This window comes from Streptomyces sp. NPDC001700, assembly GCF_053596435.1.
Genome location: NZ_JBSFGE010000040.1, coordinates 15,936 through 35,330, shown reverse-complemented (window position 1 = coordinate 35,330; position 19,395 = coordinate 15,936). Strand labels below are relative to the sequence as shown.

Below are 19,395 nucleotides of genomic sequence, written 5' to 3'. Positions count from 1 at the left end.
GGCCCGTCAGCGGCCGCGCAGGCGGCGCACCAGAATGCTCGCGTCGCCGCGCGACTCCAGGTCGGCGAGGACGACCGCGACCGCTTCGCGGACGATCCGGCCGCGGTCGACCGCGAGTCCGTGTTCGCCCCGGAGCACCAGTCGTGCGTGTTCGAGGTCCATCAGCTCCTCGGCGGAGACATAGACCGTGATCTTCTCGTCGTGGCGCTCGCGCCCGCTGGGGCGCCGGTTGGCCGCGCGGGAGCGGCGGCGGGCGGGCCCGCCCTGGGCGGGCGGGGACGCGCCGTCGGACGCCTGGCGGCCCTTGGCGCTCCGCTCCCCGGCCGGGGCCCCGGTCCCGGACCCGGCGGCCGCCGCGGCCGCTGGGCGGCCGCCGACCGCGTCCTGGGGGGCGGTCTCGCGGCCCGTGTGCTCGGCCGCGCCGGACTGCTCGCCGCGCTCGCCGCCGTCGGCCGGTGCGCCGCCCGGTGCCGCCTCGCCGCCCGGGTCGGACTCGGTGGCGGGGGCGGGCACCCGTGGCGCCTCGCCGTTCGCCTGGCGGCGGCCGGACGCGGGCGAGGAGGACTGGAGCCCCATCCCCCCGGTGGTGCGGAACAGTTCGTCGGCTCCCGGCAGACTCACTCGGCGTGACACCGGGCGAGCACCTCCCTGGCGAGCTGGCGATAGGCGGCGGCACCGACGGAGTTGGACGCGTACGTGGTGATCGGCTCACCGGCGACCGTGGTCTCCGGGAAGCGGACCGTACGGCCGATGACCGTGTGGTAGACGTGGTTGTCGAACGCCTCGACCACCCGGGCGAGGACCTCACGGCTGTGCACGGTGCGCGAGTCGTACATCGTGGCGAGGATGCCGTCGAGTTCCAGGTCGGGGTTGAGCCGCTCCTGGACCTTCTCGATGGTCTCCGTGAGCAACGCCACACCACGCAGCGCGAAGAACTCGCACTCCAGCGGCACGATCACCTTGTGCGCCGCGGTGAGCGCGTTGACGGTGAGCAGGCCGAGCGAGGGCTGGCAGTCGATGACGATGTAGTCGTAGTCCGCCATCAGCGGCTTGAGCGCCCGCTGCAGGGTCGACTCGCGGGCCACCTCGCTGACGAGCTGCACCTCGGCGGCCGACAAGTCGATATTGCTGGGCAGCAGGTCCATGTTGGGCACGGCCGTCTTCAGCAGCACCTCGTCGGCCGACATGCCCCGCTCCATGAGCAGGTTGTAGACGGTGAGGTCCAGCTCCATGGGGTTGACCCCGAGGCCGACCGACAGCGCGCCCTGCGGGTCGAAGTCGACCAGCAGCACCCGGCGGCCGTACTCGGCGAGCGCCGCGCCCAGGTTGATGGTGGAGGTGGTCTTGCCGACGCCGCCCTTTTGGTTGCACATCGCGATGATCTTCGCGGGGCCGTGGTCGGTCAGCGGTCCCGGGATCGGGAAGTACGGGAGCGGACGGCCGGTGGGGCCGATGCGCTCGCGCCGCTGGCGGGCCGCGTCGGGGGCGAGAGTGGCCGCGTACTCGGGGTCGGGCTCGTACTCCGCGTCCGGGTCGTAGAAGTGCCCTTCGGGCAGGTCGTCGTAGTCGGCGAAGCGGGCGGGTTCGTTGCCCCCCTGGTCGCCGGCCATGGCGTTCACGTGATGGCCGTCCATGCTGTGGCTCTGGTGGGCTGTCGTCATGCTCGTCACGCTCTGGTGGGTTGCGAAGGTACGGACAGCGACGGAGCCGACAGCCTCGAGCCCCGAGGGCCCCTGGCCCCGCGCAGCCGGTCCTGGTTGACCACCCCCGGGAGAAAATGTCGACTCATTCACAAGTCGTCCTACCTCCTTGGTGACCAGGAAATTTCTCTATAGGTCAGCGTGACACCATGCCGACGGTTGGCGACTCTATGGCGTGTCGGCGGTCCTCAGCAACACAATCCACCGGACACGGCACGATGTGTCGGCAATCGAACACCCCGATGTCAAGGGCGTATGGGCGGCGCCGCGGAGATTTCACCACCCCCCAAAGCGTCTGGATAGTTACATTCAGGGCGAGTTGGCCGACGCCCCCGTCGGGCCTGATCCGGGGCGTACCGGACAGACCGGCGGCCGGGTCCCGCCCCTCGGCAAGACCCGGCCGGATGCCCGGTGTTGACCTGATGTTGACGGCGCGCGTTGACCCGCCGTCGTCCGGAGTTGACCGGCCTCGCGGCCTCAGCCGATCAGCGAGGCCAGTTCGACCGAGGGCAGCCCGTGGGCCTCGGCGACCGGCCCGTAGACGACCTCTCCCTCATGGGTGTTGAGCCCCTTGGCCAGCGCGGCGTCCCGGCGAATCGCCTCCCGCCAGCCGCGATTGGCCAGCTCGACGATGTACGGGAGCGTCGCGTTGGTGAGCGCGTGGGTGGAGGTGTTGGGCACCGCGCCCGGCATGTTGGCGACGCAGTAGAAGACCGAGTTGTGGACCGTGAAGGTCGGCTCCGCGTGGGTGGTGGGGCGGGAGTCCTCGAAGCAGCCGCCCTGGTCGATCGCGATGTCGACAAGGACACTTCCCGGCTTCATGCGGGACACCAGCTCGTTGGTGACCAGCTTGGGCGCCTTGGCGCCGGGGATGAGCACCGCGCCGATGACGAGGTCGGCGTCGAGGACCGCCTTCTCCAGCTCGAAGGCGTTGGAGGCGATGGTCTGCACCTTGTTGCCGAAGATCCGGTCGGCCTCGCGCAGCTTGTTGATGTCCTTGTCGAGCAGGGTCACGTGGAAGCCCATGCCGATGGCGATCTGCGCGGCGTTCCAGCCGGAGACGCCACCGCCGATGACGACCGCGCGGGCGGCGGCCACGCCGGGCACGCCGCCGGGCAGCGCGCCGCGGCCACCGGCCGACCGCATCAGGTGGTACGCGCCCACCTGCGGCGCGATCCGGCCCGCGACCTCGGACATCGGGGCGAGCAGCGGCAGCGTGCGGTTCACGGCCTCGACGGTCTCGTACGCGATGGCGGTGGTGCCGGACTCCAGCAGCGCGTCGGTGCAGGCGCGGGAGGCGGCGAGGTGGAGGTAGGTGAAGAGCGTCTGGTCCTTGCGGAGCCGGTGGTACTCCTCGGCGATCGGCTCCTTGACCTTCAGCAGCAGGTCGGCGGTGGCCCAGACCTCGTCGGCGGTGGCGAGGATGCCGGCTCCGGCGGCGATGTACTCCTCGTCGGTGATGGAGGAGCCCAGACCGGCGCTCTGCTCCACGAAGACCTCGTGGCCGCCGCGTACCAGCTCGTGCACGCCTGCGGGGGTGATGGCCACACGGAACTCGTTGTTCTTGACCTCGCGGGGGATACCGACCTTCACGTCGATCACGGTCCTTGATCTGTGGGGGCTAAGGGTTTGACCGGCCACAACCGGCCATGGACCGGCCGGAACCGGCCATAGGTCAGCAAAACGGAACATGTCCGCATGCCGAGGTAACCGCGGCGACCGCGGGTACAGCCAGTGTAATGAAGGACGTCGCGCTGTCTAGCCTTGCATTGCTTCAATCTTTCGCGAGACCACCACTGATTTCGTAGGTCGACTGGCGCTCTCCCCTCAATCCCGGGGTTCGTGGCCCTGCGGCGTCATGTGTCCTCACCGCGCTGAGACCGCTGTGACCTGGCCCACTCGTCCGCCCGCCGCGCCGCCGCGGCCGCGTCCGACCAACTGCGCAGCGCCTCCTTCGACCGCCCCGTCTTCTCCTGGGCCTTCGCCGTGCCGCTCAGCGCCCGCGCGTATCCCGCCAGGTCCCCGGCCCGGCGGCAGGCGGCCGCGGCGGCCCGCCAGTCGCGCAGCGCCTCGGCCCAGCGGCCCGCGTAGCCGCGTACGGTGCCCAGCCGGGCGTAGAGCCGGGCCTCGGCGGCCAGGTCGCGGCGGCTCAGCCGCAGTTCCAGGGCGCGGCCGTACCAGTCGGCGGCCCGGCTCCAGTCCTCCAGCTCCTGGTACGTCCCGCCGATGGATTCCAGGGCGCGCCCGGTCGTGTACGGATCGTCCGCCGCGCGGGCCGCCTCCAGCGCGCCCTTGTAGCGGGCGAGGGCGGTGTCGATGCGGCCCGCGCCCGCGTCCAGGTCGCCCAGGTTCAGCAGCGCCGCCGCCCGTTCCACCGGCAGGTCGCGGCGCCGGGCCACGTCCAGCACCAGCTGGTGGAGCCCGTACAGTTCGGGCGCCGCGCCCTCGGCGCCCCGGTGCGCGGTCAGCGCGTGGGTGAGCGCGGCCACCAGCCGCCGGGCGAGGGTGTCGACCTCACCGGCCTCGACGGCCACCCGGGCGGCCTCGACCAGCGTGGGCAACCGGCTCTCCAGCCACTCCCCCGCCTCCGCCGACGACGAAAACCGCAGCGACCCCGGCAGCGCCGCCAGCTTCTTGCGGGCCGGGGAGTCCTGCGGCTCGGTGGCCAGCCTGCACGCGTACAGCTGCCGTACGGTGCGCTCCAGCATCCGGGCCCGGGCCAGCTCCACCTCCGCCGGGCGCTCCGTCGCCTCCAGCAGGCGGCGCAGCAGCGGGTCGAGGCAGCCGGGCAGCTCGTACCGGCCGTTCTCGCGCGGCCGCAGCATCCCGTACCCGGCGAAGCCCTCCAGTGCCGCCTGGCCGTCCGCCACCGAGCATCCGGCCAGCGCGGACGCGGTGTGCGCGTCGGCGCTTCCGGCGGGCGCGAGCGCCAGCAGCCGCAGCATCCGGGCGGCGGCCGGGGGCAGTGAGCCGTACGCCAGCCGGAAGGCGCGGGCCAGCGGGCGGGCGCCACGGTCTACGTCCACCTCGGACGGCGGCAGTTCGCGCAGCCGCTCGATGACGTCGGCCACGGAGTCCTTGGGCCGGGCGGCGAGCCAGCCGCCGACGAGCACGAGCGCGGCGGGCATCCCCGCGCACTCCTCGACCAGGGTCTGCGCGGCCACCGGGTCGCAGGTGATCCGGGTGGGCCCGGCGGACTGCGCGAGCAGCCCGACCGCCGCGCTCACGTCCAGCCCGCCGACGGTGCACGGGCGGACGTCCGGTACGCCGGTCAGCGGGCCCCGCGAGACCGCGATGACCAGGCAGTCGGGTTCGTCCGGCAGCAGCGCGTCGACCTGCTCGGCGCCCGCCACGTCGTCGAGCAGCAGCAGGACCCGCTTGCCGTCCAGCGCGTCGCGGAGCATCTCGCCCAGCTCGTCCTCGTCCGCCCCGGGCGGGGCGGTCACGCCGAGCCGTACGAGCAGGTCGCGGGCGGTGCGCTCGGTGGGCACGGGGTCCCCGGACGACGTCATCAGCCGGGCCTGGAGCACCCCGTCGGGGTAGTCGTCCGCCAGCCGCCGGGCCAGCTCCTCGGCCAGCGCGGTACGGCCCCAGCCGGGCCGCCCCGCGATGAGCAGCACCCGGCTGCGGGCGGCCTTGCGGCCCGCGATCGTGTCCAGCCCGGCTCGGTCGATGTCGGCCCGCAGCGCCAGCAGCTCCCGGCGGCGACCAGCGAACCCCCGGCCCACGGTGGCGGCGGCCGCGAACAGCACCGCGCGCGTCGCGCCGCTCCACACCCCGCCGTCGGCTGCGCCACGGGCCGGAGGCACGCCGTCCGCATCCCCGTCCGCGGGTTCGCCCAGGGGCTCCCCGTCGGTGTCGACCGCCTGCTCCGCCACGGGCCCCACTCCCGTCCACCTGCGCATACGAGCCCGCCGCGGCTGCGGTCAGGGTTCGTACGAGCGTAGTTCACTGCACGTCAGCTCCCGGGCACTCCGGGCCGGTGACGCGGACCGAAAATCACCCCATCGGATGGTCCGACGGCCATTCCCCCACCCCGCCGCCGCGAAGGAGACGGCAGCGCCCCGGCGCGGCCCACGGCCGCTACGTCTCGAACGGGCGGGCCGCCCAAAGACGTCCACGCCGGGGCGGGGCCCGCCCCGGCGGCTACGCCGCGAAGAGACGGGCTGGCCACCGGGCATCCGCCGGGCGCGGAACGCCCAAGCCATGGCCCGCGAGCAGCGGCGACAGCAGACACCCGGGCGGCCAACGCGGGGGCGGGCGGGTGCCACGCCACCGTCACGGCGGGGCGAGGGCAGCGGCCCGGCACGAGGGAGGGCGGCGCGGCCGAACCCCGCCTGGTCCGGCGGCTGCGCTGCAGGCCCCGGCGGGGCTGAGACAGCGGCCCCCCGGAGCGGCAAGGGGCGGCCCGGCGAGGTGCGGCAGCGGACGGACCGGATCCCCCGGGTCCGGTCCGTGCCGGGCGTGGCCCCCACCGAAACGCCCACGCCATCGCCCGCAAGCGCGGACAGCAGCATCACCCCGGCACGGCGCACGGGGGGCAGGGCGCTGTCGCGGTGTGGTGAGGGCTGCGGCTCGAACGCGTCGGCATCCGCCGAGCGCAGCGACGCCCGCAAGCAGCAGGCCCCGGCGCGGCGGGGCCATGCGAGGGCCGGGACGTGATCCGGGCCGCGCCAGGAGTGGCCCACCCCGGCGCGGCAAAACGCGGCGGCGGGGCGAGAGCAGCGGGCCCGCCCCCGGGCGAGTCCGGGCCGCAGCACCCCGGGCGGCTGCGGCTCGAACGCGTCGGCATCCGCCGAGCGCAGCGACGCCCGCAAGCAGCGGGCACCGGCGCGGCGGGGCCCATGCGGGGGGCCGGGACGTGATCCGGGCCGCGCCAGGAGTGGCCCCGCCACGGACGGGCGGGCCTCCGCCGGGCACCGGGCGCCCCGGCCGCCCCGGCGCAGCGCGCGGCGGGGCAGGGCAGCGGCCCCCGCCCCCGGGCGAGTCCGGGCCGCAGCACCCCGGGCGGATGCGGCTCGAATGGGGCGGCATCCGCCGGGTGCAGGGGTGCCCGCGAGCGGCGGGCCGGGGCGTCGTCGCTGCGAGGCGATGGCAAAGGGCCGCGGGCCCCGGGCCGGTTATGCCTCGAAGGGGCGGGCGGGCCAGGGGGCGTCGGCGGGGCGGAGGGTGTCCGCGCCGTCGCCCGTCAGCGCGGCGTGCAGGGCGAGGACGCCCACCGCGAGGCAGTTGTTGTGCAGGTCACCGGCGAGCACGAGCCGCACCAGCTCGTCCAGCGGTACCCGGGCCAGCTCCATGTCGGCCTCCTCCTCGGAGACCTCGTACCGCTCGCCGTCCGCCGCCGAGATCTCCCGGGCGAGGAAGACCCGTACGGCCTCGTCGCAGCCGCCGGGCGTGGTGTAGACGTCCACCAGCACCCGCCAGTCCTCAGCCTTGACGTGCGCCTCTTCGTACAGCTCGCGCTGCGCGGCGTGCAGGGGGTTCTCGCCGGGGATGTCGAGGAGACCGGCCGGGATCTCCCAGAGGCGGTGGCGGACCGGGTGGCGGTACTGGCGCAGCACGATGACGCGGCCCGCGTCGTCGAGGGCCAGGACGGCGACGGAGCCGGGGTGGACCTGGTAGTCGCGAGTGACCGTGGAGCCGTCGGGCATGACGACCTCGTCGGTGCGCACGCTCGTCTTGTTGCCGGTGAACGGCGTGGCGGTGGCGACGGTCCGCCACTCCTCGGGGGTGTCCTGGATGCCCATTGCGCTGCCTCAGCGTCCTTTCCGGATGCGGGTGGTGGCCGGGGGAAGCGGGCCGCTCAAGGCCACCCGCTTCCCCCGTCAACCGTATCGGTCAGGCTCCGGCGGACGGCCCCTCACCAGCGGTCAGTCGCTCGACTGCCGCCTTCACCAGACCCGCGAAGAGCGGGTGCGGGCGGGTCGGCCGGGAGCGCAGCTCCGGGTGGGCCTGGGTGCCGACGAGGTACGGGTGGACCTCGCGCGGGAACTCGACGTACTCGACCAGCTTGTTGTCGGGGGAGGTGCCCGAGAAGACCAGCCCGGCCTTCTTCTCCAGCTCACCCCGGTACGAGTTGTTGACCTCGTAGCGGTGGCGGTGGCGCTCCTCGACGTACGGCTGGTCGTCGTAGACCTCGCGGACGATCGAGCCCTCGGCGAGCTTGGCCGGGTACATGCCCAGCCGCATGGTGCCGCCCATGTCGCCCTCGCCCGCGACGATGTCCAGCTGCTCGGCCATGGTGGAGATCACCGGGTCGGTGGCGGCCGGTTCGAACTCGGTGGAGTTGGCGCCCGAGATGCCCGCCAGGTTCCGCGCGGCCTCGATGACGATGCACTGGAGGCCGAGACACAGCCCCAGCAGCGGGATCTTGTTCTCGCGGGCGTAGGTGATCGCGCCGACCTTGCCGATGACGCCCCGGTCGCCGAAGCCGCCGGGGATGCAGACCGCGTCGCAGTCCGCCAGCTGCTGCCGGGCACCGGCGGCCGTCTTGCAGTCGTCGGACGTGACCCACTTGATCTTCACTCGGGCGTTGTTGGCGAACCCGCCCGCGCGCAGCGCCTCGGTGACGGACAGATAGGCGTCCGGCAGGTCGATGTACTTGCCGACGAGCGCGACCGTGACCTCGTGGTCGGGCTGGTGGACCCGCTTGAGCAGGTCGTCCCACTGGGTCCAGTCCACATCACGGAAGGGCAGGTCCAGCTTGCGGACGACATAGGCGTCCAGCCCCTCGGAGTGCAGCACCTTCGGGATGTCGTAGATCGACTTGGCGTCGATGGCGGCCACCACCGCCGCGTCGTCCACGTCACACATCAGCGAGATCTTGCGCTTGATGGAAGTGGGGACCTCGCGGTCGGCGCGCAGCACGATGGCGTCCGGCTGGATACCGATGTTGCGCAGGGCGGCGACCGAGTGCTGGGTGGGCTTGGTCTTCAGCTCACCGGACGGGCCGATGTACGGCAGCAGGGAGATGTGCACCACGAAGACGTTGTCCCGGCCGACCTCGTGGCGGACCTGGCGGACGGCCTCCAGGAAGGGCAGCGACTCGATGTCGCCGACGGTCCCGCCGACCTCGGTGATGACGACATCGACGTCATCGGTGGCCATGCGCCGGATGCGGTGCTTGATCTCGTTGGTGATGTGCGGGATGACCTGCACGGTGTCACCCAGGTACTCCCCGCGCCGCTCCTTGGCGATCACGCTGGAGTAGACCTGGCCGGTGGTCACGTTGGCGGAGCCGTCGAGGTCGACGTCGAGGAACCGCTCGTAGTGGCCGATGTCCAGGTCGGTCTCGGCGCCGTCATTCGTGACGAACACCTCACCGTGCTGGAACGGGTTCATCGTGCCCGGGTCGACGTTCAGGTACGGGTCGAGCTTCTGCATGGTGACCCGCAGACCCCGCGCCTTGAGGAGCGCACCGAGGCTGGAGGCGGTCAGGCCCTTGCCGAGTGAAGAAGCGACACCCCCGGTGACGAAGAGGTGCTTGGTCGTCATGGGCTTAGCGGCAATGGCCAAAAGGGGGCTCCCGTGGTCGCGTCGTGAGGGGTGCGGTCCGGCCGCCGCCCCGATTTCTCGGGGGCGCCGTCGCTGAGGTTCGGGGGTTTTGTGCCCGCCGCTCCACGGGCTACCAGGGTATCAGTGCCCCGGGGCGGCCGGTGGAGGCCGTCCGCGTGGCACCGCCCGCCGCGCCTCTGCCGCACCGTACGCTGTCATGACAACGACGCGTATCGATCCCACCACCCGATCGGCGGTCGTGACGCGAGCCACGATATGGACGGGCTCAAGCGGATCACAGTCCGCCGTCGTATCCTGCTCGGACGAAACGCTACGCGAGCCCCGGCACGGCACCACCAGCACGCCTCCGGAACAAGAGCTCGTCCAATATTTCCGGAGACCGTAAGCACGCCCGCAGGGGCATACGGCCGTTCGATTGGGGAAGCACGTGGCCGGGCGTATCGAGGACTACGCACTCATCGGTGATATGCAGACCGCCGCTCTCGTCTGTAAGGACGGGACGGTCGACTGGCTGTGCCTGCCGCGCTTCGACTCCCATGCCGTCTTCGCCGGTCTGCTCGGCACCGAGGAGCACGGCTTCTGGCGGCTGGGCCCCGCCCACACCAACGGAAGCGAGCCGCCGGTCGCCGACCGCCGCCGCTACCGGGGCGACTCACTCGCCCTGGAGTCGGAGTGGGACACCCCGCGCGGCACGGTCCGCGTGATCGACTTCATGCCGCCCCGGGACGGCGCCCCGCAGCTGGTGCGCATCGTCGAGGGGGTCAGCGGCCGGGTGCCGATGCGCTCCAGCCTGCGGATGCGCTTCTCGTACGGCTGGGTCGTGCCGTGGGTGCACAAGGTGGACTCGCGGACGGTCGCCGTCGCCGGTCCCGACTCGGTGTGGCTGGACACCGAGGTCGACACCTTCGGCAAGGACCTCACCACCTACGCCGACTTCACGGTGGCCCCCGGCGACCGGATCGCCTTCACGATCAGCTGGCAGCCCTCGCACAAGGAGCCGCCCGCCCTGCCCGAGCCGGAGGCCGCGCTGGAGGCGACCGAGGCGTTCTGGCGGGAGTGGGTCGAGCACTGCACGTACCACGGCCCCTACCGGGACGCGGTCGTCCGCTCGCTGATCACCCTCAAGGCGCTCACCTACGCCCCCACCGGCGGCATCGTCGCCGCGCCCACCACGTCGCTGCCGGAGGAGATCGGCGGCGTACGGAACTGGGACTACCGCTTCACCTGGCTGCGGGACGCGGCGATCACCCTGTCCTCCCTGCTGCGCACCGGCTACCGCGAGGAGGCGCGCGCCTGGCGCGAATGGCTGCTGCGCGCCGTCGCGGGCGACCCGGAGAACCTGCAGATCATGTACGGCATCGCGGGTGAGCGCGAGCTGTCCGAGGCCGAGCTGACCTGGCTGCCCGGCTACGAGAACTCCCAGCCGGTCCGGGTCGGCAACGGCGCGGCGGGCCAGCTCCAGCTGGATGTCTACGGCGAGGTCACCGAGGCGCTGCACCTCGCCCATATGACGGGCCTCGCCCGCAACGACTACGCGAGCGTGCTCCAGCTCAAGCTGATCCGCTACCTGGAGGAGCACTGGGACGAGCCCGACGAGGGCATCTGGGAGGTGCGCGGCCCGCGCCGCCACTTCGTGCACTCCAAGGTGATGGCCTGGGTCGCCGTCGACCGCACCGTCAAGCTGATCGAATCGGGCGATGTGGACGGCCCGTTGGACCGCTGGCGCGATCTGCGTGACGAGATCCACCGCGATGTGTGCGAGAAGGGCTACGACGCCGAGCGCAACACCTTCACCCAGTCCTACGGCTCCAAGGAGCTGGACGCCTCGCTGCTGCTCATCCCGCAGATGGGCTTCCTGCCGCCGGACGACAAGCGGGTCATCGGCACCATCGAGGCGATCCAGCGCGAGCTGTCGACCTCCGACGGCTTCGTGATGCGCTACCCGACCGCGGGCGAGGACGCGGGCGTGGACGGCCTGGAGGGCGACGAAGGCGCCTTCCTCGCCTGCTCGTTCTGGCTCGCCGACGACCTGGCGATGATCGGCCGGGTGGACGAGGCGCGCAGGCTCTTCGAGAAGCTGCTCGGGCTCCGCAACGACCTGGGCCTGCTGGCCGAGGAGTGGGACCCCCGGCTCCAGCGCCAGGTGGGCAACTTCCCGCAGGCGTTCAGCCACGTCCCCCTGATCGACACCGCCCTGCGGCTGACCGCCTCCGGCGCGTACGGCGGCTGACGCGGCGCCCTTTCCGCAAGGGTTGTGACGATGGTGTGACGACAACGGCGTTGTTTTGGCTTGATGCAGTCGTGATGATGGCCGTATGTCTGACTACGGGGGCGGGGCGGACAGGCCGCCGCTGAACAGAGCGTCCGAGGATCCTGAAGCGGCGGCGCGCAGACGGGCGTTCGCCGAGCTGCTGGGCGAGTTCCGGCGGACAGCCGTGCTCGTGCCGCTGGGTGACGAGCCCGGCGCCGAGGAGGAGCGGGGGCTGCTGACCGCCGACTGGGGCGGCATCCGTTTCATCCTCGCGTTCTCCGACGAGCGGGCGCTGGCCCGGTACGCCGAGGCCCGCGGCGCCTACCGCCGCGAGTGGACGTACCGGACGGTCCTGGGCGCCCGCCTCCTCGATGTCGCCGTCGCGGCCGCCGGGGTGCCCTGCGGGGTCGCCCTGGACTGCGCGGACGGCGAGGACGGCATGGTCTTCCCGCCGGTGAAGGGGATCGTTCCGGACGCGGTGGCCGTCGACCGGGACACGGACGAGGGGGATGCGGCGTGAGCGGCGGGGGCGGGGATCTCAAGACCGACGGACTGGCCCTGATCGCCAAGGGTCTGACGGAGGCTCTGGGCGAGCTGAAGGAACTCGGGATGGTGGGCATGGCCGGGGCCGGGCGCGGTTTCGGGGACCTGGCGCTGTCCGGTCTGGAGCTGGGTCATGAGGGGCTGACGGGGCAGTTCACGTCGTTCTGCGAGCGCTGGGAGTGGGGGGTGCGGTCGCTGATCAACGAGGGCAACGCGCTGGCCCAGAAGACCGGCATGGCCGCGGGCACGTACTACGAGACGGAGAAGTACGCCGAGGGCAGCCTCAAGGTCGTCGCCAACGCGGCGATCGGCAATCCGTACGCCTCCGAGGAGGAGGTCACCCAGCAGGGCTGGGGCGACATCGCCACCTCCGGCGCCTTCGGCGGCGCGGACTACAGCAAGGAGTCCTTCGACCAGGCCATGGCCAACAGCGCGCAGGGCTGGAAGGACGCCGGTCGGGATGTGATGACCTCCCACACGGTCGGGCCGCTGGGGCTGAATCCCGAGAACCTGCACGGTGCCGCCGGTGTCTCCGACGCCGAGTACGACCGGATGCTCGACGACACCTTCGGCCCCTCCCCCGAAGCCCGCGCCCAGGCCGCCGCACAGCAGCCCGCGGACCCGGGCGGTGAGGGCTGATGGGCATCTTCGGAGACATCGGCGATGGCATCACCAGCGGGGTCAACAAGGGCCTGAGCATCGGTGAAGACCTCATCGACGAGGGCAAGAAGAAACTCGGCGAAGGCATCGACTACGCCACCGACAAGGTCGGCGACGGACTCGACTACGTCGGCCTGGAAGGCGCGGCGGACGCCGTGGAGGACTGGGGCGACGACGTCGCCTCCGACCTGGGCGCCACCCCCGGCGAACAACAGCTCGGCGAGACCGAGGAAGCCAACGAACTCATCCACGGCAACCCCGGCAAGATCCGCGAGAGCGCCAAGCATCTCAAGGACTTCCACACCGCCTTCGACAAGGTCGTCCAGGGCATGCGGAAAGTCGACTCGGCCGGATGGAAGGGCGAGGGCGGCGAGGGCTTCCGCCAGGCCTTCGGCGTCCACCCCACCAAATGGGCCCGGGCGGCCGAGGCATGCGAGACGGCGGGCAGCGCCCTGGACGCGTACGCCGACACCGTCGCCTGGGCCCAGCGCCAGGCGCAGGACGCCATCGACCTGTACAAGAAGGGCCGCAAAGCCTCCGAAGACGCCGTGAAGGCGTACAACGACAAGGCCGACGCCTACAACGCCAAGATCAAGGCGAACGAGGACCCGGGCCCGAAGCCCGCCCCCTTCACCGACCCCGGCAAGGCCGACATCGCCTCCGCCCACAGCAAGCTCGCCGAGGCCCGCAAACAGCGCAACAGCGCGGCCTCCGACGCCCAGGGCAAGGTCACCTCCGCCCTCGCCCACGCCCCGGCCGAACCCCCACCGCTGGACCGGCTGGGCGACAACATCGTCGACGGCTACCAGGCCGTCAACGTCGAACTCACCCACGTCGCCGGCGGCATTCTCAAAGGCACCGCCGGGCTGGTCAACTTCGCCCGCGGCCTCAACCCCACCGACCCCTACAACCTCACCCACCCCGCCGAGTACATGCAGAACGTCTCCACGACGCTCTCCGGCCTCGTCTCCACCGCCGCCCACCCCGAACGCATCGTCACCGCCGCCGTCGACGGCTTCAAGAAAGACCCCTCCGAGTTCATCGGCCGCCTCATACCCGAACTCATCGGCACCAAAGGCGCCGGACTCGCCCGGGGCGGAGTGCGCCTCGGGCTCAAGGAGGGCGCAGAGAGCGCGGCGCGCTCCACGCTGCGCGACGCCGAACGCGGGGCGGGCGCGCACGGGCCGAACCGGGTCGCCCGCGAACAGCACGCGGTGGAGAGCAACGGCTCGGACCCCATCGACATGGCGACGGGCCGGATGTACCTGCCGCAGACCGACCTCTCGCTGCCCGGCACGCTGCCCCTGGTCTTCACCCGCCGCGTCGAGTCCGGCTACCGGCTGGGCCGGTGGTTCGGCCCCTCCTGGTCCTCCACCGCCGACCAGCGCCTGGAGATCGACGCCGAGGGCGTCCTCTTCGTCACCGAGGACGGCCTGCTGCTCAACTACCCCCACCCGGCCCTCGGCGTCCCCGTCCTGCCGAGCCACGGCCCGCGCCGCCCGCTGGACCGCACGGACGGCGGCTACGTCGTGACCGACCCGGACACCGGCCTCGTCCGGCACTTCGCCGACCGGGGTGAAGGGCTCGCGGTCCTGGAGCAGATCGACGACCGCAACGGCAACTGGCTCACCTTCGAGTACGACCGGGACGGCGCCCCCACCGCGATCGTCTCCAGCGGCGGCCAGCACCTCAAGGTCACCACCGATGGCGGCCGGATCACGGCGCTCCAGCTGGCGGGCGCGGGACCGGATGGCACCGACCAGGAGGTGAAACGGTACGGCTACGGCGAGACGGGCCAGCTCACCGAGGTGGTCAACTCCTCGGGCCGGGCCCTGCGCTTCGGCTACGACGACCGGGGCCGTGTCACCTCGTGGACCGACACCAACGACCGCTCGTACAGCTACGCCTACGACGACCAGGACCGCTGCGTCGCCGAGGGCGGCGGCGCGGGCCATATGGCGCTGCGTCTGACGTACGACACCGTCGACCGGGCGACCGGGCACCGGGTCACCGAGACCACGACCGGCGCGGGCCACATCCGCCGCTTCCTCGTCAACGAAGCCCATCAGGTCGTCGCCGAGACCGATCCCCTCGGCCACACCACGCGCTACTCCTGGGACCGCCGCAACCGCCTGCTCACCCGGACCGATCCGCTCGGCCACACCACCGCCTACCGCTACGAGGACGGCGACGACGACGGCGACGCGGTGTCCGTCACCCGCCCCGACGGACGCGAGACGACGGTCCGCCATAACGCTCTCGGCCTGCCCGTCCAGGTGAAGGGGCCCGACGGCAACACGGTCCGCCACACCTACGACGAGCGCGGCAACCGGACCTCGTCCACCGATCCGGCGGGCCGCACCACCCGCTTCGCCTACGACGAGGCGGGGCGGCTCATAGCGGTCACCGATCCGCTCGGCCACACGACCACCGTCCGCTGCGACCGCTCCGGCCTCCCCGTCGAGGTCACCGATCCGCTCGGCGCCACGACCCGCTACGCGCGCGACGCCTTCGGCCGCCCCGCCGCCGTCACCGACCCGACCGGCGCCACCACCCGGCTGGAGTGGACCGTCGAGGGCAGGCTCGCCCGCCGCGTCCACCCCGACGGCGCCACCGAGACCTGGACCTGGGACGGCGAGGGCAACTGCACCAGCCACACCGACCGGATCGGCGGCGTCACCCGCTTCGCGTACTCCGACTTCGACCTGCTCACCGCCCGCACCGCCCCGGACGGCACGCGCTACCGGTTCGAGCACGACGACGAGCTGCGCCTCACCCAGGTCACCAACCCCCAGGGCCTGACGTGGAGTTACACCTACGACGCGGCGGGGCGCCTGGTCTCCGAGACGGACTTCGACGACCGTACGCTCGCCTATCGCCACGACCCGGCAGGCCGTCTCACCTCCCGCACCGACGCGCTGGGGCAGACCACCGCCTACGACCGCAACGCGCTCGGCCAGATCACCCGCAAGGACGCGGACGGGCGGATCACCACCTACGCCTACGACCTCACCGACCAGCTCGCCCAGGCCACCAGCCCCGACGGCGTCGCCCTCACCCTGCTGCGCGACCGCCATGGGCGGCTGCGCTCGGAAGCCGTCGACGGGCGCGCCCTGACGTACCGCTACGACGAGCTGGGGCGGCGCACCGGCCGCACCACGCCGACCGGCGCGACCACCACCTGGAGTTACGACGCCGCCGGGTACCGCACCGGCATGACCGCCTCCGGCCGCGCCCTCGACTTCACCTATGACGCCGCGGGCCGCGAGCTGACCCGCCGTATCGGCGACGCCCTCACCCTCAGCCACGCCTTCGACCCGGTCGGCCGCCTCACCGCGCAGACCGTCACCGGCCCGTCCGGTGACCGCGTCCGGCACCGCGGCTACACCTACCGCGCCGACGGCAACCTCACCGACGTGGACGACGCCCTGCACGGGCCGCGGCACCTCGATCTCGACGTGAGCGGCCGGGTCACCGCCGTCCGCGCGGCCGGGTGGACCGAGACGTACGCGTACGACGAGGCGGGCAACCAGACCGCCGCCTCATGGCCCGAGGGCCACCCCGGCCACGAGGCCACCGGCGAGCGCGCCTACGAGGGCACCCGCATCACCCGCGCGGGAAGCGTCCGCTACGAACACGACCGGCTCGGCCGCATCACCCTGCGCCAGAAGTCCCGGCTGTCCCGCAAGCCCGACACCTGGCGCTACGTCTGGGACGCCGAGGACCGCCTCACCTCCGTCACCACGCCCGACGGCATCCGCTGGCGGTACCTCTACGACCCGCTGGGCCGCCGCACCGCCAAGCTCCGCCTCGCCGACGACGGCACCACGATCCTTGAGCGGACCGACTTCACCTGGGACGGCAGCACGCTGTGCGAGCAGACCACCACGGCGCAGCGGCTGCCGCACCCGGTCACCCTCACCTGGGACCACCAGGATCTGCGGCCGATCGCGCAGACCGAACGCATCCTCGGTGACGACCAGGAAGAGATCGACTCCCGCTTCTTCGCCATCGTCACCGACCTCGTCGGCACCCCGACCGAACTGGTCGACGAGCACGGCGAGGTCGCCTGGCACACCCGCGCCACCCTGTGGGGCGCCACCGCGTGGTCCGCCGGAAGCACCGCGTACACCCCGCTCCGTTTCCCGGGCCAGTACGCCGACCCGGAAACCGGCCTGCATTACAACTACTTCCGCCACTACGATCCGGAAACGGCCCGCTATCTCACCCCGGATCCCCTCGGTCTCGCTCCCGCTCCAAATCCGTCCACCTATGTGGCCAACCCCCACACCTGGACGGACCACTTGGGGCTGGCGCCGGATTACATCCCGATTTACCGCACCCCGAAGGGGGCCCACGCGGAATACGAGCTGGCGCACGGCCCGAATCCGGCCAACCACCAGCCCGGCGTGGACATCGGCGGCGGCATCATGTCCGACGGGAAGATCTACTTCGGCGAAAAGGCAGTCGCCGCGGAGTATGCTGGACCGACGGGAGTGAACTTCGCGAAGGGCATGGTCAAATACGACATGCATCCGTCGTTCCTGGAAGAGTTCGGTGACCACGCCAAGGTCCATGACTTCAATGGCCCCAATGGGGCGGCGCGCCTGGAATTCGAGATCCCGGTGGAGAAGCTCGACAGATTCAATGAGCTGACCCAGGGACGCAGTTGGGTATCTATATTCGGAGGGCCTTCGTGACATTTCGCAACCACCAGGAGCTGGATGTGACGGTGGTCGCGGTGGCCCCCGTGGGAGCCAGGGTCGAGGTGGACGGCGTGCCCGGATTCATCGACCAGGTGAAGCATCCCTCCTGGTGGGACGAGAGCGTCGCACCGGCCCAGGTCGGCGACGAGCTGCACGTCGTCGTCCTGGACGCGACCCGCGAACCGCCCCGGCTCAGCGCGCTGCGGCGGGACATCGACACCGCGCGGCGGCTGCGGGGCGACGCCGCCGGTCAGTGAGACACCCGTATCCCCGATAAATACCCTGAGCAGGACTCTCAGCAGGACCGACAGCCGGAACCGGATGGAGACACAAGGAACGATCACCGTGGGCCGGGCACTGGACCTGCCCGCGCTGCGCCGCGGCCTCCCCGAGGTGGTGACCGGGGGCGAGCTGCTGGACCGCCCGGTGCGGTGGGTGCACGCGGGGGAGGCGCCGAACATCGCCGCGCTCCTCAAGGGCGGCGAGCTGCTGCTGACCACCGGTCTGGGCGTCGGCCCGCGCGCCGCCGAGCAGCGCGCCTTCGTCCGGCGGCTGGCCGAGCGCGGGATCGCGGCGCTGGTGGTGGAGCTGGGTCCGAGGTTCCGTACGCTGCCGGTGGCGGTGGTGGACGCGGCGCGCTCGTGCGGGCTGCCGCTGGTGCAACTGCACCGCGAGGTGCCGTTCGTGGCGGTCACCGAGGAGATCCACACCGAAATCGTCAACGAGCACTACGCCCTGCTGCGCCAGGCCGATGTCGTCCACCGCCAGGGCACCGAGGTGCTGCTGCGCGGCGGCGGAGTGCCGGAGCTGCTGCGGAACTTCGCGGAGTTCGCGGGGAACCCGGTGTTCCTGGAGACCCCCGACGGGCGGCTGCTGTACGCGGCCGGGCCCGGGGGCGTACGCCCCGGCGGGACCGATCCGCTCCAGGCGTGGGAGGGGCTGCGGGGCCGCCACGCCGACCGGCGGCGGCCCGAGACGGCCGGGCCGCCCGAGCCTCCGGCGGGCAGTGTGCTGGCCGATGTCCCGGGCGGCGGCCAGGGGCCGGGCGCGGTACGGGCCCGGCTGGCCGTGCTGCCGGTGGTCGCGCCGCTCGCCCCGGTGCACCGCATCGCCGCCGAGCGGACCGCGGATCTGCTGGCGGTGGTGCTGCTGCGGGCGCGCCAGGACGAGGAGCTGGCGGCGCGCGGCCGGGGCGACTTCCTCACCGATCTCGCGGAGGGGCGCGTGGATGCGGCGGACGCGCCCGCGCAGGCGCGGGTGCTGGGCTTCCGGCCGTCCGGTGACGGCCCCCTGCTGCCGATGGTGATGCGGCTCGCGGAGGACCCCCATCCGCTCAGCGGGAGCGGGCGCGCGGTCACCGCGGGCGGCGACGCGGAGAGCTGGGCCGCGCTGGCCCACGCGCTGCGGGAGGAGCTGGCGGCGGTCGGCGTTCCGGTGCTGCTGGGCGTACGGCTGCCGGAGGGCCGGGTGCCGCTGCTGGCCGGGCTGCGCACTTCGGCGGACCGCGGCGCGGTCGCGGCGCGCGTCGCGGCGGCCCTGCGGGCGGGGGTGGAGCGGGCCTGGCCCGACCGTCCCGCCGGGGTGCGTCCGCCGGTGGTGATCGCCGGGCTCGCGGCCGGATGGGACGCGGTCGGCGGTGAGCTGCGGCACGCGGCGGAGGCGGCGTACGCGGCGCACGGGCTGGCGGACCGCGACTGGTACGACGTCCGCAGCCTGGATGTCGACCTGTTGCTATGGCGACTTCGGGAACACGGGGATCTGGCCGCCTTCGTCGACCGGGTGATCGGCCCGCTGCTCGCCCACGACCGCACCGCCCGCCCGCCGCTGGTGCCGACGCTGGAGGTCTATCTGCGGCACGCGGGCCGCAAGGCGGAGACGGCCCGCGCGCTGCACCTCAACCGCCAGACGCTGTACGACCGGCTGGCCCGGATCGCCCGGCTGCTCGGCACGGACCTGGAGGACCCCCAGACGGTGCTCGCCCTGGGAGTGGCCCTCCAGGCCAGACGCCATGTGCGGTAAA

Annotated in this window: 12 protein-coding genes; 6 read left to right on the top strand and 6 right to left on the bottom strand. The window is 72.6% G+C overall.

The features are described from left to right. Window positions 1-6 precede the first annotated feature (6 nt). The 6 genes from ACWC5C_RS40090 to ACWC5C_RS40065 form a co-directional block, all read right to left on the bottom strand. Window positions 7-633: a hypothetical protein gene (locus ACWC5C_RS40090; RefSeq protein ID WP_450883963.1), complete on the bottom strand. Its 627-nt coding sequence runs from the start codon at window positions 631-633 to the stop codon at window positions 7-9. Then, window positions 618-1,634 carry a ParA family protein gene (locus ACWC5C_RS40085; protein ID WP_385442265.1) on the bottom strand — a complete coding sequence of 339 codons (1,017 nt, stop codon included), beginning with the start codon at window positions 1,632-1,634 and terminating at the stop codon, window positions 618-620. Before ACWC5C_RS40085 ends, ACWC5C_RS40090 begins: the two co-directional genes overlap by 16 nt. A 543-nt stretch (window positions 1,635-2,177) precedes the next feature. Continuing rightward, the gene (ald, locus tag ACWC5C_RS40080; RefSeq protein WP_450883961.1) at window positions 2,178-3,293 is read right to left on the bottom strand and encodes an alanine dehydrogenase; all 1,116 of its coding nucleotides are present in this window, start codon (window positions 3,291-3,293) and stop codon (window positions 2,178-2,180) included. 263 nt (window positions 3,294-3,556) lie between these two features. Further along, window positions 3,557-5,578: a tetratricopeptide repeat protein gene (locus tag ACWC5C_RS40075; RefSeq protein WP_450883959.1), complete on the bottom strand. Its 2,022-nt coding sequence runs from the start codon at window positions 5,576-5,578 to the stop codon at window positions 3,557-3,559. Window positions 5,579-6,820: 1,242 nt separating this feature from the next. Further along, on the bottom strand, window positions 6,821-7,447 hold the full coding sequence (locus ACWC5C_RS40070; RefSeq protein WP_450883957.1) for an NUDIX domain-containing protein: 627 nt from the start codon (window positions 7,445-7,447) through the stop codon (window positions 6,821-6,823). Between the two features lie 91 nt (window positions 7,448-7,538). Further along, entirely contained in the window at window positions 7,539-9,194 is a 1,656-nt protein-coding gene (locus ACWC5C_RS40065; RefSeq protein ID WP_450883955.1) for a CTP synthase, read from the bottom strand. A 448-nt stretch (window positions 9,195-9,642) separates the two neighbouring features. Here ACWC5C_RS40065 and ACWC5C_RS40060 point away from each other — a divergent pair, with 448 nt between their 5' ends. The 6 genes from ACWC5C_RS40060 (at window position 9,643) to ACWC5C_RS40035 (ending at window position 19,394) form a co-directional block, all read left to right on the top strand. After that, window positions 9,643-11,445 carry a glycoside hydrolase family 15 protein gene (locus ACWC5C_RS40060; protein WP_385442267.1) on the top strand — a complete coding sequence of 601 codons (1,803 nt, stop codon included), beginning with the start codon at window positions 9,643-9,645 and terminating at the stop codon, window positions 11,443-11,445. 85 nt (window positions 11,446-11,530) lie between these two features. Then, window positions 11,531-11,986, top strand: coding sequence for a hypothetical protein (locus ACWC5C_RS40055; RefSeq protein ID WP_450883953.1), 456 nt, complete (start codon window positions 11,531-11,533; stop codon window positions 11,984-11,986). Continuing rightward, the gene (locus tag ACWC5C_RS40050; RefSeq protein WP_450883951.1) at window positions 11,983-12,648 is read left to right on the top strand and encodes a hypothetical protein; all 666 of its coding nucleotides are present in this window, start codon (window positions 11,983-11,985) and stop codon (window positions 12,646-12,648) included. The genes ACWC5C_RS40055 and ACWC5C_RS40050 overlap by 4 nt, the downstream gene beginning before the upstream one ends. Further along, window positions 12,648-17,369 (top strand): putative T7SS-secreted protein, encoded by a 4,722-nt coding sequence (locus ACWC5C_RS40045; RefSeq protein ID WP_450883949.1) that lies wholly within the window; start codon window positions 12,648-12,650, stop codon window positions 17,367-17,369. Before ACWC5C_RS40050 ends, ACWC5C_RS40045 begins: the two co-directional genes overlap by 1 nt. Then, window positions 17,366-17,632: a hypothetical protein gene (locus ACWC5C_RS40040; protein WP_450883947.1), complete on the top strand. Its 267-nt coding sequence runs from the start codon at window positions 17,366-17,368 to the stop codon at window positions 17,630-17,632. The genes ACWC5C_RS40045 and ACWC5C_RS40040 overlap by 4 nt, the downstream gene beginning before the upstream one ends. A gap of 64 nt (window positions 17,633-17,696) precedes the next feature. Continuing rightward, the gene (locus ACWC5C_RS40035; RefSeq protein WP_450883945.1) at window positions 17,697-19,394 is read left to right on the top strand and encodes a PucR family transcriptional regulator; all 1,698 of its coding nucleotides are present in this window, start codon (window positions 17,697-17,699) and stop codon (window positions 19,392-19,394) included. Window position 19,395: the final 1 nt, after the last annotated feature.

What these genes read in the sequence shown, in the direction of transcription:
- ACWC5C_RS40085 (WP_385442265.1), bottom strand. Translation starts at nt 1,634, where the DNA reads ATGGACGGCCATCACGTGAACGCCATGGCCGGCGACCAGGGGGGCAAC.
- ACWC5C_RS40065 (WP_450883955.1), bottom strand. Translation starts at nt 9,194, where the DNA reads ATGACGACCAAGCACCTCTTCGTCACCGGGGGTGTCGCTTCTTCACTC.
- ACWC5C_RS40070 (WP_450883957.1), bottom strand. Translation starts at nt 7,447, where the DNA reads ATGGGCATCCAGGACACCCCCGAGGAGTGGCGGACCGTCGCCACCGCC.
- ACWC5C_RS40055 (WP_450883953.1), top strand. Translation starts at nt 11,531, where the DNA reads ATGTCTGACTACGGGGGCGGGGCGGACAGGCCGCCGCTGAACAGAGCG.
- ACWC5C_RS40035 (WP_450883945.1), top strand. Translation starts at nt 17,697, where the DNA reads ATGGAGACACAAGGAACGATCACCGTGGGCCGGGCACTGGACCTGCCC.
- ACWC5C_RS40045 (WP_450883949.1), top strand. Translation starts at nt 12,648, where the DNA reads ATGGGCATCTTCGGAGACATCGGCGATGGCATCACCAGCGGGGTCAAC.